Source organism: Lipingzhangella halophila (assembly GCF_014203805.1).
Classification (GTDB): domain Bacteria; phylum Actinomycetota; class Actinomycetes; order Streptosporangiales; family Streptosporangiaceae; genus Lipingzhangella; species Lipingzhangella halophila.
Genome location: NZ_JACHJT010000001.1, coordinates 1,804,097 through 1,819,233 on the forward strand (window position 1 = coordinate 1,804,097; position 15,137 = coordinate 1,819,233).

The following is a 15,137-nucleotide window of genomic DNA, read 5'->3' on the forward strand; positions in this document are numbered from 1 at the left end:
ACCGCGCCGCGGAGCTAGTCGTCGCCGTCGCCGTCGCCGTCGTCGTCGTCACCGTTTCCGCGGCCGTTGCCGTCGCCATTCGGGGCGAACGGGCCGACGTTCAACTGGATCTCGTCGCCCTCCTTGGCCTCGCCGTTGGGGCGGTAGCTCTGGACGCGGTCCCCGCCGATTAGTCCCTCGTTGACCTTCACCTTGAAGCCGAGGTCCTTCAGCTCCTTCTTGGCGTCATCGACCTTCCAGCCGGTGACGTCGGGAATCTCGATCTTCTCTTCGCCGGAGGAGACCGTGAGCGTGACCGTGTCGCCGGCGCCGACCGTGGTGCCGCCCTCGGGGTCCTGCGACATGACCTCGCCCTTGTCGACGTCCTCGCTGGACTCCTGCTCGACCTCGACCGTCAGCCCGACGTCCTCGAGCTGCGTGCGTGCCTGATCCTCCTCGCTGCCGACGACGTCGGGCACGTTGAAGCCGGAGCTGACCTCCAGGGTGACCGCCTCCTCGCGGTCGGCGTCGGAACCCGGCTCCGGGTCGCTGGACAGCACGGTTCCCGGCGGCTCGTCGTGCGAGACCTTCTCGTCCTCCTCGATCTCGCTGATCCCGGCGTCCTCCAACTGCTCGCGGGCGTCGCTCACGGGTTCGCCCACGATGTCGGGCATGTCGACCACCTGCGGCCCCTTCGACAGGGTCACGGTGACTGTCTCGCCCGGCAGGATCCGCTCGTCGAAGCCGGGGGAGGTCTCGGCGATCATGCCCGCCTCGGCGCTGTCGCTGTAGGTGCGGTCCTCGGCGACCACCAGTTCCAGGTCCAACCGGTTCAGCCGCTCCTCTGCGGCCTCCTCCTCCATACCGGCGAGCTCGGGAACGCTCTCGTAGCGGCCGATCAGCAGCCACCAGCCCAGGCCTACCAGAACCACGAGGACCAGCGCACCGCCGACCAGCGCGGCGGGCCCCATGTACCAGGGGCGCGCGGGCCTTTCGCCGCCCCTGTCCTCGTCCTCCAGGGGCACCTGCTCCAGGTCGACCTCGATGGTGTCGTTGCCCCCCGGCGCCGCCGGGGCGGGACCACCGGCCGCCGGAAGAGCCGCACTCGACGCGGCGGAAACCGGCGCGGAGCTGGACGGCAGCACCTCCAGCACCGCGGCCAGGTACTGCCCGGCGTTGGCGGGACGGTAGCGGGGGTCGCGCTCGGTGGCCTTGGTGACGAGCTGGTCGACCTCTGGGGGGATGCCGGGGACGATCGACGACGGGCGCGGAACGTCGTTGTTCACGTGCTGGTAGGCGACCGCGATGGGGTTCTCGCCGGTGTGCGGTTGGCTGCCGGTGAGTAGCTCGTAGAGCATGATGCCGGCGGCGTATACGTCGGAGCGGGCGTCGGAGGCGCCGTGCTCGATCTGCTCCGGGGCGAGATAGGCGGCGGTGCCCATGACCGTCCCGGTTTTCGTCTGGCCCTGCTGGGAGTCCTCGACCGCGCGGGCCAGCCCGAAGTCGGCGACCTTCACCCGGCCGTCCCGGGTCAGCAGGACGTTCTCCGGCTTGACGTCGCGGTGCGCGATCCCGGCCTGGTGCGCGGAGCCGAGCGCCGCCAGCACCGCCGCCATGATCTGCAGTGCCGACTGCGGAGCGAGCCGGCCGCGCTCGCTGAGCTGGTCGCGCAGCGTGCTGCCGGGCACGTACTCCATGGCCAGGAAGACGTGTCCCTGGTCGTTTCCCTGGTCGTAGACCTGGACGACGTTGGGGTGCGAGAGCTTGGCCACGGAATGGGCCTCGTTGATGAAGCGGCGCACGAACGACGGGTCGCGCGCAAGTGAAGCGTGCATGACCTTCAGCGCCAGCCGGCGGTCGAGCCGCAGGTCGTGCCCCACGTAGACGGTAGCCATACCGCCGCCCGCGATCCGCGACTCGACGTAATAACGCCGGTCCAGGGTCGCGCCAACGAGCGGGTCCGCAGTCGTCATGTCCACGTGGGTGAGTGTAAGGGGGATGCGATTGGTGAGGAGGATCTCTCCGATGAGCAGCGGGGGGCATGCGGCGAAAGGTTCCGCTGTGACCAGGCGCTCATTGCTTTGGGTAGTTGTGTTGTGGTTTTCGGTGACGTCGTTGCGAGGGCTGGCCCCGCAACGGGGCCCGGGTTACTCGGGGGCGGGGGAGGACGCCTCGGCATAGCGTCGCACCGGGATGCGGCCGGCGAGGCGGGCTCCCCGCCCGGCCGTGACGGCGTCGCGCATGGCAGAGGCCATCAGCACGGGCTCGTGGGCGCGGGTGACCGCCGACGCGAGCAGCACCGCGTCGCAGCCGAGCTCCATGGCCAGGGCCGCTTCGCTCGCGGTGCCGATACCGGCGTCGAGGATGACCGGCACCCCCGCCTGCTCCACGATCAGCTCGATGTTGTGCGGGTTGCGGATCCCCAGGCCGGACCCGATCGGCGAGCCCAGCGGCATGACCGCGGCGCAGCCCACCTGCTCCAGGCGGCGCGCCAGGACCGGATCGTCGTTGGTGTAGGGCAGGACGATGAAACCGTCGTCAACGAGGTGTTCGGCGGCGTCGAGCAGCTCCACCGGATCCGGCAGCAGCGTGCGCTCGTCGGCCACGACCTCGAGCTTGACCCACTCGGTTCCCAGCGCTTCGCGCGCCAGTCTGGCTGTGCGCAGGGCTTCGGTCGCGGTGAAGCAGCCGGCGGTGTTGGGCAGGGGGCGGATGCCGTTGCGGCGCAGCACGTCCCACACCGACCCTTCCGTCTGGGTGGACACCCGGCGCATGGCGACCGTGGTCATCTCGGTCCCGGAGGCGGTCAGCGCCTCCTCCAGGATGTGCAGTGAGGGCGCCCCGCCGGTGCCCATGATGAGGCGCGATCCGAACCCGTGCCCCGCGATGACAAGGGGGTCGCGGACGCCGGTCGTCGCGGTCGTGTTCTCGGTTGCGGTGACCTGTGTTGTCATTGCTCAGCCTCCCTGGACCGCGGTGAGCACGTCCACCCGGTCGTTCTCGGTGACCTCGGTATCGGCCCAGCTGGCCTTGGGGACCACTTCGTCGTTGACGGCCACGGCGATGCCGGTGGTCGTCTCGGTCAGGGAGTCGACGACGGCGGCCACCGTCGTGTGCGGCGCCAGGTCGCGGCGCTCCCCGTTGATGATCACGTCCACTGCTGTCACTCGTTCCTGTCGCTGCCGAATTCTCGGGTGGCGGCGAACCGCCGGGCGTAGTCCGGTAGTTCCCCCCTGGTCAGGGCCTCGGCCATCGCGTCTCCCGTTGCCGGGGCGAGCAGCACACCATGCCGGAAGTGGCCGACGGCGACCTGGAGCCCGGGCAGGTGGGTGGGCCCCAGAAGCGGCTCGTTGTCGGGGGAGCCGGGACGCAGGCCGACGCAGGTCTCCGCGACCTCCAGCTCGCTCACGCCGGGCACCAGCTCGTGGGCGTCGCGGAGAATCCCCCAGAGCGCCCCGGCCGTCAGCCGGAGGTCATGGCCGAGCTCCTCCTGGGTGGCGCCGAGGACTATCTCGCCGTTCTCGCGGGGCACGAAGTAGACGGGGGAGCCCTTGACCAGGCCGCGCACGGTGCGGGAGACAATCGGGGACTCGCCGGCGGGCGTGTGCAACCGCAGCAACTGGCCCTTGACGGGCCGCAGGGGAGGGAGGACGCCGTCGGGCAGCCCGCCGATGCTGGAGGTCCAGGCGCCGGCGGCGAGCACGACCTGGTCGGCTCCGATCTCGCCACCGGACTCCAGGCGCACCCCGCGGGCCCGGTCATCGCTGACCAGGACCTCGGTGACCCGGTCGCGGATTCCGCCCACCCCGTTCCGTTCCGCGGCCGCCCACAGGGCGTCCGCGAGCAGCCGCGGGTCGACCGAATGGTCGTCGGGGGCGAGGATTCCGCCGCGCACCGACGGCGCGAGCATCGGCTCCATCCTGCGGCACTCGCGGCTGGTGAGCCGCTCGGTCTTGATGCCGAGCCGGGTCTGCAGCTCGCTGAGATCCCTCAGCTTGGCCAGGTCGTCTGCGTCGAAGGCGATCTGCAGGGTGCCGGTGGTCCGGAATCCGGCGGGTAGCCCGCTCTCGTCCTCCAGTTCGGTGATGAAGGCGGGATAGCGGTCGCGGGAGAGGGTGCCGAACCGCATGAGCGGCTCCTCGCCGAACGTGGCCTCGGTGGCGGGCGTGAGCATGCCCGCCGCGACAACGGAGGCCGCGTTGCGGTTCTCCTGCGAGATAACGGTGACGCTCAGGCCGCGCTGCGCGGCTCGCCAGGCGGTGACCAGGCCGACGAGTCCGCTTCCCACCACGATGAGGTCGGACGAGGTGTTGTTGCGCACGGTGTGTCTGCCTCTCCCTTCGCCGGTATGACCCGGATCAGGTGCGTGCGGTCGGAGGCTCACAGCCTCCCTCTCAGCCGGGTCCCACCCGGCTCCCGCGGGTTTCTGCCTTGTCCGTCCCCGATTTTACCGGTATCTGGGCGACCGGGTCGGCGACCGGGCGATACGCCTTGAGCGATAACGCGTGAAATCGGGGTTTGCCACGGGTCTGGATGTGGGACATTTGGCTGCGTGACAGAGAACGACCGTGACATCGACGCTCTCGTCGGTGGCTGGCTGCCGATTCGGGACGCCGCGAAGGCGTTGAACGTCAGCCCGAACCGGATCAAACAGCTCATCCGTGACCATAAGCTCCTCGGCGTGCGGCGCCAGGGGGAGCTCTCAATCCCGGCCGCGTTTATCGTCAGCGGCGACGTCGTCAAGGGCCTGCCGGGCACGCTGACCGTCCTCGCTGACTGCGGTTTCACCACCGAAGAAGCGCTGCGCTGGCTTTTCACGCCCGACGACACCCTCCCGGGGGCGCCCATCGAGGCGATCCTGGCCAACCGCGGGACCGAAGTGCGCCGCCGGGCGCAGGCGATGGCGCTTTAGCCCCGCGGGCGGGGCAGGGCGCTGCGAGCGGAGGCGGCCGTGGACCACGGGCGGCTCCGCGGGGCGGTGCTGGTCGCGGGACCGTACTACCGTGGAACAGTGACTTCGAACCTCCGCGAGCGCCTTGACGCGGCGCACCTCTACCTGTGCACCGACTCCCGGCGCGAGCGGGGCGACCTCGCCGGGTTCCTCGACGCCGCGCTGTCCGGCGGCGTCGACATCGTCCAGTTGCGCGACAAGAACCTGGAGGCCAGCCAGGAGCTGGAGTACCTGCGGATCATGCGCGCCGCCTGCGAGCGCCACGGGGCGCTGCTGGCGGTCAACAACCGCGCCGACATCGCACGGGCGTCCGGCGCGGACATCCTGCACCTCGGCCAGAACGACCTGCCGGTCCGCAACGCCCGGGAGATCATCGGCGACGGCCCGCTGATCGGCCGGTCGAACAACAACGCCGAAATGGCGGTCGCCGCGGCCAACGAGCCGGGAGTCGACTACTTCTGCGTCGGCCCGACCTGGGCCACCCCCACCAAACCGGGCCGGCCGGCCGCCGGGCTCGAACTCGTGCGGGAGACGGCGGCCCTGCGCCCACGGCGGCCCTGGTTCGCCATTGGCGGGATCGACCTGGACAACATCGACCGGGTGCGCGCCGCCGGCGCGCGGCGCGTGGTGGTGGTACGCGCGATCACCGAGGCCGGCGACCCGCACGCCGCCGCCGCTGAGTTCCGGCGGCGGCTTGTGGGCGGCACGGTCGCTGGCTGAGAGGACTCAGCCAGTGACGTGGGCCAGCGCCGTGGGACGGCGGCGCAGGTGGCCCTCGATCGTCTGGGCCGGGTGCCCGGTGAGGTCGGGCACGGTCGGGGCCACCACGTCCAGCTCACCGGTGGCGATCGCGGCATACGAGCTGGCCCAGCCCTCTATGGCCCATTCCGGCGCGCCGGAGGAGCGCCGCGACTCCAGGGCCTCCTCCCAGGTCTCCGGCAGGTACCGCATCGCCTTGCCGGTCAGCGCGGACAGCCGGTCGACGGTCTCGCCGAGCGTCAGCGCCTGGGGACCGGTGACGTCGTAGGTCCGCCCGTCGTGCGTCGCGCCGCCGGTGAGCACGGCGGTCGCCACGTCGGCCACGTCCTCGCGGGCGACCCATGCCACACGGCCGTTGCCCGCCGGGCCGCGGACCACCCCGGAGCTCTCCGCCCAGTACGGCATCAGGTCGAGGTAGAGGCTCGGGCGCAGGAACGTGTAGGCCACTCCGGTGGAGCGGATGTGCTCCTCGGTGTGGAAATGGGTCCGAGCGAACGTGAACGTGGCGTCGGGCGCCGCCGCCAGGAAGGAGAGGTACACGATCCGGTCCACACCCGCGGCCACGGCGGCGTCGACGGCGCTGGTGTGCTGCCGTAGCCGGTCGGCGGCCTCGGTCGCCGAGACCAGGAACAGGGTCCCGGTGCCCTTCACCGCGCGCTCGAACTCGTGCTGGTTCTCGTAGGCGGCCATGGCGGCACTGGCGCCGGGAAGCTCGGGAGCGCGGTTGAGGTCGCGCACGATGAGGCGCTGCGCGACGCCGAGCTGCGCGAGGCGGCTCGCCACGAGTCCCCCGAGCGCACCGGTCGCGCCCGTGATGCCGATGGCATGCGTTATCTCCTGGTCGTCCCCCATGACTCCCCATTTTCCCGACACCTGGGGGCGGGCGCACTCACCGCGGGCACAAGGACCGCGGATCCGCAGCTGGGCCGCGGTTTCTCAGCGTGTCGTACGCCCGGGCGCCCCGGCGGATCCCGCGGAGGTTGTGCGCCGGTAGCTGAGCCTGCGCAGCGCCACCTCGGCGGGGCCGCGGCGGTCCGCTCGCTCCAGTAGGAGGGCCCCGATGAGCGTTACGAGCCAGGTGGCGACGGCGAACCCGGCCATCTGCGCGCTGCCGAGCGCCGCCCCGAGCCCCAATCCCCAGGCGGACAGCACGGGGGCGCAGATCACCGACTGTGCGAGGTAGCACGAGAGCGACCGTTTGCCGACGGCCGCGACCGAGGTGACCGCGAGCCCGTGCCGGGCGCGCTCGCGCAGGCGGTATCCGATCAGGCCGAACAGGGCGGCGTAGCCGACTCCGCCCGCGAGGCCGGTGGCCGGTTGTGTCCCGCTGAAGACCCAGTTCGCGGCGTCGGGAACTGACAGGACGCCCACGTGGTACAGGGCGTAGGGCAACCCGCCGAGCCAGCCGACCGCGATCCCGCCGACGGCGACCCGGCGCAGCAGTGGGAGGTGGCGGCCCGGCTCTTCCAGGAGCCGCTGGCGCGCGGCCCAGAAGCCGAGCAGGATCGCCACCGGCACCACGATCGTGAGCAGCCCCTGGAAGAGCACGATGAGCGGCCAGAACGTCAGGCGCCCGACCGCCGCGGCGAACGGGTTGGTCTCGCTGACGTTCGCCGTCATCAGCCGGGTGAACTCGGCGCTGTCCTGGGTCTGCACCGGTACGTCTGCGGTCGCCACGCTGATGGCGCCGACCACGCTGAGGAGCGCCATGGCGGCGAGGGCGGCGACCCCGATCCCCGCCCATGTGAGCAGGGTCCGGTCGGCACGCCGCAGGAACAGCGTGGCGAGGATGAGCCCGGCGAGCCCGTAGGCCCCGAGGATGTCGCCCATCCACAGCAGCAGGGCGTGCACCAGGCCGAACGCGATCAACCACAGGTTGCGCCGGCGCAGCAGCGCCAGCGCGGCGGCGCGCCCGCTGCCGGCGGCCTCCTGGCGCAGCAGGAGCTGCACCATTCCGTAGCCGAAGAGGAACGCGAACATGGGGTAGATCCGCCCGTCTACCCCGGTGATGATGACCGCCTGGGTGAGCTGGTCCGCGACCGAGCCGTCGGCGGGATGGAAGTTCGTCGCCCCGCGCTCGCGGCCCCAGAGGTAAAACGGCGTGTTCGCGACCGCGATCAGCAGCAGCATGAAGCCGCGGGCCAGATCAGGGGCGAGCGCCCGCTCATGGGCGCGCACGGGCGTACGCAGAGTGGGTTCAGGGGTGTCCGGCACGGGATTCTCCCTCGAGTGGCGCTACCGCGGTGTCACCTACCGTGGATATCCCCATCCTTGCCGCATGAGGTGCGGTAATCGGGCAGCGTGACCGGATGAGGACAGCCCGGGTTCAGTGGTCCGGGTGACGATGCTACGACTGGCCGCATCCGCGAGCGCCCCCATGACCCGGCCGCCGCTGACGCCGCCGGCTCGGGCGTGTCCGTCCGGGCGGCCCTCAGTGCTTGCGGGCGGTGGCGGCCACGATGAGGTCGGACAGGGCGGCGCGGGCGTCACTGGCTACGAGGTCGCTCTCCAGGGCACGGGTGGCCTGGGCCACGTACTCGTCGATGCGCCGCTCGCAGGCGTCCAGCGCGCCACTGCTGGCGATGAGCTCGCGCATCCATTCCACCCCGTCCATGCCGAGGGCGGGTTCGCCCAGGTGGCGGCGGAACTCCGCGGCGTCGGCGCGCCCGGCCCGCTGCAGCGTCTCGGCGACGACCAGCGTGCGCTTGCCCTCGCGCAGGTCGTCGCCGGCGGGCTTGCCGGTCTGTTCCGGGTCGCCGAAAACGCCCAGAATGTCGTCGCGAAGCTGGAACGCGAGTCCGAGGGGGAGCCCGTAGGCGCTGTAGACGCCGGCGAGCTCCGCGTAGCGCCGGGCCAGCGCCGCGCCCAGGTGCAGGGGGCGTTCGATGGTGTACTTGGCGGCCTTGTAGTGCATCACGCGCAGCGAGTCCTCGACAGACTCCGTGGCGCGCGCCTGCGCGAGCAGGTCGAGGTACTGGCCCGCCATGACCTCGGTGCGCATCAGGTTGAACGGGCGCCGGCCCTCGCTGAGCGCCTCCGGCGGCAGCCCGCTCGCCTGGTACATCTCCTCGCACCATGCCAGGCACAGGTCGCCGATCAGGATCGCGGCACCGTGGCCGAACGAGCCGGGGTCGCCGTGCCATTCGGAACGCGTGTGCAGGTCCGCCAGTCGCCGGTGGGTCGCCGGGAGGCCCCGCCGGGTGTCGCTGCTGTCGATGACGTCGTCGTGGATCAGGGCGCACGCCTGCAGGAACTCCAGGGAGGCCGCCGCGGTGTGGATCGCGGGGTCGTCCTCGCCGCCCGCGCCTCGCCACCCCCAGTAGCAGAACGCGGGCCGCAGCCGCTTGCCGCCCGCGAGCATCGCCTCCAGCGCGTCGAGCACCGGGGCCAGCTCCGATCCCACCTCCACCACTTCGGCACGCCGCCGCTCAAGGAAGCGGGAGATCTCCGTGTCGACCGGCGTGACCACGAAGGACAAGGGGGAGGAATGTGACGAGAAGGCCATACCGGAAGGGTACTTGCTGCGCACAGCGGTGCCGCGGGTGTGACCCGTCACGCTGGGAACGCTGTGAGCTGCGATGACACCGTATACCTGGGGGGTGGACCCTTATGCGCTGCGGCCTCGTGGCCTAAGGTGTAGACCATGTTTGGGTCACCGTCACACACAGAGACAGAGTACGACGCCGCGCAACGGCCGCGGCAAATCAGGGACCTGCTCAAAACGGGCGAACCGACATTCTCATTTGAGTTCTTCCCCCCGAAGACCGCCGAAGGCCGGCAGAAGCTCTGGCAGGTTATCCGCGAACTTGAGGCGCTCTCACCCTCGTTCGTCTCCGTCACCTACGGAGCCGGTGGTGGTACCCGGGACCACACGGTCGAGATCACCGAGCGGATGGCCACCGACACCACCCTGTTGCCCGTTGCGCACACGACCGCCGTCAACCACTCGGTCGCTGAGCTGCGGCACCTCATCGGCAGGTTCGCCGATGCCGGGGTGAGCAACATGCTCGCCCTGCGCGGCGACCCGCCCGGCGATCCGCTGGGGGAGTGGGTAAAGCACCCCGAAGGGTTGGAGTACGCCTCGGAGCTGGTCGAGCTGATCAAGCAGAGCGGCGACTTCTCCGTTGGTGTCGCGGCGTTCCCCTTCAAGCACCCGCGTTCGGCCAGTGTCGACGAGGACGTGGACTTCCTCCTGCGCAAGTTCCGGGCCGGCGCCGATTTCGCGATCACCCAGATGTTCTTCGACGCCGAGGACTACCTGCGGCTGCGCGACCGCGTGGCGGCCAAGGGGGGCGACGTCCCGATCATTCCCGAGCTCATGCCGGTCGTGAAGTACTCCACGATCGAGATGTCGGAGAAGCTCTCGGGTGCTCCGTTCCCGGCGCACCTCGCGGAGGAGTTCGAACGGGTCAAGGACGACCCCAAGGCCGTGCGGGAACTGGGCATGGAGCAGGCGCAGCGGATGTGTGAACGGCTGCTCGACGAGGGAGCGCCCGGCATCCACTTCATCACGTTCAACCAGTCCACGGCCACGCGCGAGCTCTACGAGCGGGTCGCTGGCCACCGCGTTCCCGCAATGGCAGGCGGGCGGCCATGATCGTGTACGGCTGGTAGGGACTGCCGGGGAAATAGAACTCGGTCAGCACATCGGTGAAGCCGTACGCGGTGTAGAGACCGTGCGCGGCGGTGGGACCGGTGTAGGTCGACAGGACGGCGGTGCGCTCGCGGCGCGCCGCCGTCAGCCGTTCGAGAAGCCGCCGGCCGATGCCGCGCCGCTGCGACTCGGGGAGTACGTGGAGCTCGGCGATCTCGAAGGAGTCGGCGAACCAGCGCCGTTCCGCTCCGGGGGCCCGGGTCCTCAGACCGCTGGTGACGACGTCGTGCCACCACTGGCCGCTCTGGCCGTGGAAACCGTAGCCGAACCCGACGGCGGAGCCGCTCGGAGCCAACGCGACCACCGAGGTGAACCGCGGGTTGCGGGCGTGCTGTTCCATGATCGTGCGCCGGCCGGTGAGCTGCTCACGGGGCGGGTCCATGGCGGCCGTGTAGATCTCCAGCAGCGCGGGAAGCGCGTGCCGGAACGCGGGCGCTGCGAGATCGCACAGCTCAACGTCGGTCTCCACATCCTTACCTTAGGGCAGTGTCGCTGGAGGCGGACGGTGTTGACGCGGCCGGGTTCACGGGGGTTTACTATCTCGAACGCGCGTTCGAATGGCGTTGCGGGCTCGCGTTGGGGCGCCGTCGAGCGGCGTCCCGCGTGCGGAGCGGCCGGGCGGGGGAGGGGAAGCCCCTTTCCCGGCCGCGCTCGCCCGGGTGTCCGGGAAGCGTGGCTGTGTGCGTAGAACGAACCGGGTTGGGCGCACGGCTACGCACACGCACCCGTGTGGGGTGCGTGGACCGTGCGATGTTCCCGTCTCGGATGCGCGTCGTCGGGCCCCTGGGGCATGGGGGCGTGGACATGTATGACCTGGTGGCAGGCCCGGCCCGGAGGCGTTCTAGAAGGCGTCCACGGCCCTGCGCGCTTCGGGGTCGAGAACGCCCCAGTTGATGAGCTCCTCCGTGAGGTCGGCGGGCGAGCGGTCGTAGATCACCGCGAGCGAGCGCAGGTCCTCCTGGCGGATGGAGAGCACGCGCCCGTTGTAGTCGCCGCGCTGGCTTTGGATGGTGGCCACGTACCGCGCGAGCGGCCCAGCCTTCTCCTGCGGCAGTTGCTGCATCCGCTCCAGGTCGATGACCAGCTTGGGCGTGGGGCCGAGCGGGGTCGGTGCGGCTCCGCCGGGCAGCAGCTCCGACATGGGGACGCCGTAGAAGTCCGCGAGTTCGGCGAGCTTCTGGACGGTGACCGCGCGGTCACCGCGCTCGTAGGAGCCCACCACGACGGCCTTCCAGCGCCCGTGGGACTTCTCCTCCACCCCGTGCAAGGACAGTCCCTGCTGTGTGCGGATGGCGCGCAGTCGCGCACCGAGAGACTTCGCGTATTCGGATGGCATCTTCCTCGTCGCTCCCCGGCCGTGAAGGTGGCTGGCGTGGTTGGCGGGCCCGGGACCGTTCGGTCACATCCGCGGTTTTGTCGGTTCGTGATGGCCGGGCCCGGCGTTAACCACCCAGATTGGTTACGGACAGTGACCGTAAGCCTGTCTGGTCGCCAGGTCAAGCCGTTGAGTGAAAATGCGACTATTCAGTGGCCAAACTGTGTGTAAGTGAGAGGGCTCTCATTAGGGATTGAAGCGGACGATTCGCCACACCTCTCCTGTCGAGCGTCCCCGGAGTTGCGGGGTTTCGCGTCTTGTGGCGGTGGGGGAGCGGGGGGTGGGCGAGGCGTTGGTCTACCCCAGTGTCGGGCGAGGTCAAGGAATGAGAGAGTGACTAAGATCACATTTTTTCGGTGTTTGGCCCCACGTGCTGGAAGGGCGGCCTGAGACGCGCTGATAGCGTGAAGCCAATCGACATCCTTTAACGGCCTGTCCAGTGAGGCAGGGAAGGAGGTCATCACTGTGTGTGCAAACAAGTACGCGAATAGTGATGCGGACGCACGAAGCGAGGACGCGCCACCGCGCGCCGACCTCGAAGGGACCCGGGCCGTCCTCGAAGATCTGGAGATCTCCCGGGCACTGACCCGGATCGCCCACGAGGTTCTGGAGCGCACCAAGGGCGGCGAGGGCGTCACCATGCTCGGCATCCCGACCCGCGGAGTCCCCCTGGCCCGCCGGCTCGCCGAGCGCATCGAGCGGGTTGAGGACCGGCACGTCCCGTGGGGATCGCTCGACATCACGATGTACCGCGACGATCTCCGGCTGGCCCCGGCGCGCGCCCTCGGACGCACCGATATTCCCGCCGACGGTATCGACGACCGCGTCGTGGTCATCGTCGACGACGTCCTCTTCTCGGGCCGCAGCGTCCGCGCCGCGCTCGACGCGCTCAACGACCTGGGGCGCCCTCGCGCGGTGCAGCTCGCCACCCTGGTCGACCGCGGTCACCGCCAACTGCCCATCCGCGCCGACTACGTCGGGAAGAACCTGCCGACCTCGCTCCGCGAGAACGTGACGGTACTGCTCGACGAGCTCGACGGCCGCGACGCCGTTCTCGTCGGCCCGGCCAAGCCCCGGACCGTTTCCGAGGGGGACCGCTGATGCGACACCTGCTCTCCGCCGAGGACCTCTCGTACGACGAGGCCATCCTGGTGCTCGACACCGCGAAGGAGCTCGCCCAGCTCAGCGGGCGCTCGGTGAAGAAGTTCCCCACGCTGCGCGGACGCACGGTGGTGAACCTCTTCTACGAGGACTCCACCCGTACGCGCACCTCCTTCGAACTGGCGGCCAAGCGCCTCTCGGCCGACGTCATCAACTTCTCCGCCAAAGGGTCCAGCGTCACCAAGGGCGAGGGCCTCAAGGACTCCGCGCTCACCCTCCAGGCCATGGGGGCCGACGGCGTGGTCATCCGGCACAGCGCCTCGGGGGCCGCCCACCGGCTGGCCAACTGGGTCGACGGCGCCGTCGTCAACGCCGGAGACGGCACGCACGAGCACCCCACCCAGGCCCTGCTGGACGCCTTCACGATGCGCGAGCGCATGGGCGACCTCGCCGGGTTGCGCGTCACCATCGTCGGCGACGTCCTGCACAGCCGGGTGGCCCGGTCCAACGTCGTGCTGCTGCACACGCTCGGCGCGGAGGTCACCCTGGTAGCCCCGCCTACCCTGGTGCCCGTCTCGGTGCACACCTGGCCGTGCGCCGTCTCCTACCGGCTCGACGACGTCCTGCCCAAGACCGATGTCGTGATGATGCTGCGGGTCCAGGCCGAACGCATGAAGGATGCGTTCTTCCCCACCGCGCGCGAGTACAGCCGCCGCTACGGCCTGGACCGTGAACGTTTCGCCAAGCTGCCCAGCGACGCCATCGTCATGCATCCGGGGCCGATGATCCGCGGGATGGAGATCTCGGCCGAGGTCGCCGACTCCCCGCGGTCCACCATCACCGAGCAGGTGACCAACGGCCTCAGCGTCCGAATGGCCGTGCTCTACCTGCTGCTCGGCGGATCCGAGTCCGCATTGCGAAACCAGGAGGCGCAGGGATGACCCAGACCAGCACGACCGCGAGTACGCCGGTGCGTGTGATCCGCGGGGCGCGTGTGGCCGGCGGCGGCCCGGACCCCACCGACATCCTGATCCGCGACGGCGCCATCGCGGCCATGGGAGGCGACGCGTCGCCAGGAGCGGACTCCGAAGCGGTCGAGGTTATCGACGCCACAGGCCTGATCGCCCTACCGGGCCTGGTTGACCTGCATACCCACCTGCGCGAGCCGGGCCGCGAGGACGCCGAGACGGTCGCCACCGGCGCCCGCGCCGCCGCTATGGGCGGCTACAGCTCCGTGCACGCGATGGCCAACACCGACCCCGTGGCCGACTCCGCCGGTGTCGTGGAGCAGGTCTGGCGGCTCGGCCGCGACGCCGGCTACTGCGACGTGCAGCCGGTGGGCGCCGTCACCCGCGGCCTCGAAGGCCAGCAGCTGGCCGAGCTCGGTGCCATGGCCGACTCCGTCGCCGAGGTGCGGGTGTTCTCGGACGACGGCGTGTGTGTCTCCGACGCCCTGCTGATGCGGCGGGCGCTGGAGTACGTCAAGGCGTTCGGCGGCGTGATCGCGCAGCACGCCCAGGAGCCGCGGCTGACCGAGGGTGCCCAGATGAACGAGGGCGTCGTCTCCGACCGCCTGGGCCTGGGCGGCTGGCCGGCCGTCGCCGAGGAGGCGATCATCGCCCGCGACTGCCTTCTCGCCGAGCACGTGGGGTCGCGGCTGCACATCTGCCACGTCTCCACCAGCGGGTCGGTCCAGATCATCCGCTGGGCGAAGAGCCGCGGCTGCGACGTCACCGCCGAGGTCGCCCCGCACCACCTGCTGCTCACCGACGACCTGGCCGCGAGCTACGACCCGGTCTTCAAGGTCAACCCGCCGCTGCGCACCGCCGAGGATGTCAGCGCGCTTCGCGAGGGGCTCGCCGACGGCACGATCGACTGTGTGGCCACCGACCACGCGCCCCACCCGATCGAGGCCAAGGAGACCGAGTGGTCCAACGCGGCAATGGGGATGGTGGGCCTGGAGTCCGCACTGTCCGTAGTCCAGCACACCATGGTCGACACCGGGCTGCTCGACTGGGCCGGAGTGGCCGATCGCATGTCGTTCGCGCCGGCGCGCATCGGGCGGCTGAGCGGGCACGGCCGACCGATCGCCCCCGGCGAGCCAGCCAACATTACGCTGTATGACGCGGGCGCTACCAGGGAGATCGACCCGGCCGCGCTGGTTTCCAAGAGTGGAAACACCCCCTACCGGGGCATGCGCCTGCCGGGAAGCGTGGCTGCCACATTGCTGCGCGGTACCCCCACCGTCCTGGAAGGGAAGGTCCAGTGACTTCGCTGTGGTGGCGGTGCAGTGAGCGAGGAGCGGTGAGCGACCCAGG

15 protein-coding genes and 1 riboswitch are annotated in these 15,137 nt (G+C 70.4%); of the genes, 6 read left to right on the forward strand and 9 right to left on the reverse strand.

The window, feature by feature from the left end:
- Nucleotides 1–14: 14 nt before the first annotated feature.
- From pknB to thiO, 4 genes are all read right to left on the reverse strand, one after another.
- A complete protein-coding gene (gene pknB, locus F4561_RS08150) occupies nt 15–1,958 on the reverse strand; it encodes a Stk1 family PASTA domain-containing Ser/Thr kinase (RefSeq protein ID WP_184576299.1) in 1,944 nt (647 codons plus the stop codon).
- Nucleotides 1,959–2,126: 168 nt separating this feature from the next.
- Entirely contained in the window at nt 2,127–2,933 is an 807-nt protein-coding gene (locus F4561_RS08155) for a thiazole synthase (RefSeq protein ID WP_184576301.1), read from the reverse strand.
- 3 nt (nt 2,934–2,936) lie between these two features.
- On the reverse strand, nt 2,937–3,137 hold the full coding sequence (gene thiS, locus F4561_RS08160) for a sulfur carrier protein ThiS (protein ID WP_184583354.1): 201 nt from the start codon (nt 3,135–3,137) through the stop codon (nt 2,937–2,939).
- 5 nt (nt 3,138–3,142) lie between these two features.
- Nucleotides 3,143–4,300 (reverse strand): glycine oxidase ThiO, encoded by a 1,158-nt coding sequence (thiO, locus tag F4561_RS08165; RefSeq protein WP_184576303.1) that lies wholly within the window; start codon nt 4,298–4,300, stop codon nt 3,143–3,145.
- Nucleotides 4,298–4,409, reverse strand: a riboswitch (TPP riboswitch). Its footprint overlaps the gene before it by 3 nt.
- Nucleotides 4,410–4,531: 122 nt before the next feature.
- Here thiO and F4561_RS08170 point away from each other — a divergent pair.
- Nucleotides 4,532–4,891: an Rv2175c family DNA-binding protein gene (locus tag F4561_RS08170; protein WP_184576305.1), complete on the forward strand. Its 360-nt coding sequence runs from the start codon at nt 4,532–4,534 to the stop codon at nt 4,889–4,891.
- 99 nt (nt 4,892–4,990) lie between these two features.
- Nucleotides 4,991–5,650, forward strand: coding sequence for a thiamine phosphate synthase (thiE, locus tag F4561_RS08175; RefSeq protein WP_184576307.1), 660 nt, complete (start codon nt 4,991–4,993; stop codon nt 5,648–5,650).
- 6 nt (nt 5,651–5,656) lie between these two features.
- On the opposite strand, the gene F4561_RS08180 is transcribed toward thiE, so the two are convergent.
- The 3 genes from F4561_RS08180 to F4561_RS08190 form a co-directional block, all read right to left on the reverse strand.
- Nucleotides 5,657–6,541 carry an SDR family oxidoreductase gene (locus tag F4561_RS08180; protein WP_184576309.1) on the reverse strand — a complete coding sequence of 295 codons (885 nt, stop codon included), beginning with the start codon at nt 6,539–6,541 and terminating at the stop codon, nt 5,657–5,659.
- A gap of 84 nt (nt 6,542–6,625) precedes the next feature.
- Entirely contained in the window at nt 6,626–7,903 is a 1,278-nt protein-coding gene (locus F4561_RS08185; protein ID WP_312885186.1) for a DUF418 domain-containing protein, read from the reverse strand.
- Nucleotides 7,904–8,120: 217 nt separating this feature from the next.
- Nucleotides 8,121–9,194: a polyprenyl synthetase family protein gene (locus F4561_RS08190; protein WP_184576311.1), complete on the reverse strand. Its 1,074-nt coding sequence runs from the start codon at nt 9,192–9,194 to the stop codon at nt 8,121–8,123.
- A 138-nt stretch (nt 9,195–9,332) separates the two neighbouring features.
- On the opposite strand from F4561_RS08190, the gene metF reads away from it, so the two are divergent.
- Nucleotides 9,333–10,286 carry a methylenetetrahydrofolate reductase [NAD(P)H] gene (gene metF, locus F4561_RS08195; RefSeq protein ID WP_184576313.1) on the forward strand — a complete coding sequence of 318 codons (954 nt, stop codon included), beginning with the start codon at nt 9,333–9,335 and terminating at the stop codon, nt 10,284–10,286.
- Here metF and F4561_RS08200 read toward each other — a convergent pair.
- Complete coding sequence (locus F4561_RS08200) at nt 10,204–10,812, reverse strand: GNAT family N-acetyltransferase (protein WP_184576315.1); 609 nt, start codon at nt 10,810–10,812, stop codon at nt 10,204–10,206. The two genes, metF and F4561_RS08200, sit on opposite strands and share 83 nt — an antisense overlap.
- 372 nt (nt 10,813–11,184) lie before the next feature.
- Complete coding sequence (gene bldD / locus F4561_RS08205) at nt 11,185–11,679, reverse strand: transcriptional regulator BldD (protein WP_046470953.1); 495 nt, start codon at nt 11,677–11,679, stop codon at nt 11,185–11,187.
- Between the two features lie 504 nt (nt 11,680–12,183).
- On the opposite strand from bldD, the gene pyrR reads away from it, so the two are divergent.
- Genes pyrR through F4561_RS08220 form a run of 3 tightly spaced genes read left to right on the forward strand, consistent with a single transcriptional unit; the run spans nt 12,184 to nt 15,088 of the window.
- The gene (gene pyrR / locus F4561_RS08210; protein WP_184576317.1) at nt 12,184–12,819 is read left to right on the forward strand and encodes a bifunctional pyr operon transcriptional regulator/uracil phosphoribosyltransferase PyrR; all 636 of its coding nucleotides are present in this window, start codon (nt 12,184–12,186) and stop codon (nt 12,817–12,819) included.
- Entirely contained in the window at nt 12,819–13,760 is a 942-nt protein-coding gene (locus F4561_RS08215; RefSeq protein WP_184576319.1) for an aspartate carbamoyltransferase catalytic subunit, read from the forward strand. The genes pyrR and F4561_RS08215 overlap by 1 nt, the downstream gene beginning before the upstream one ends.
- The gene (locus tag F4561_RS08220) at nt 13,757–15,088 is read left to right on the forward strand and encodes a dihydroorotase (RefSeq protein ID WP_184576321.1); all 1,332 of its coding nucleotides are present in this window, start codon (nt 13,757–13,759) and stop codon (nt 15,086–15,088) included. Before F4561_RS08215 ends, F4561_RS08220 begins: the two co-directional genes overlap by 4 nt.
- The last annotated feature ends 49 nt before the right edge of the window (nt 15,089–15,137 follow it).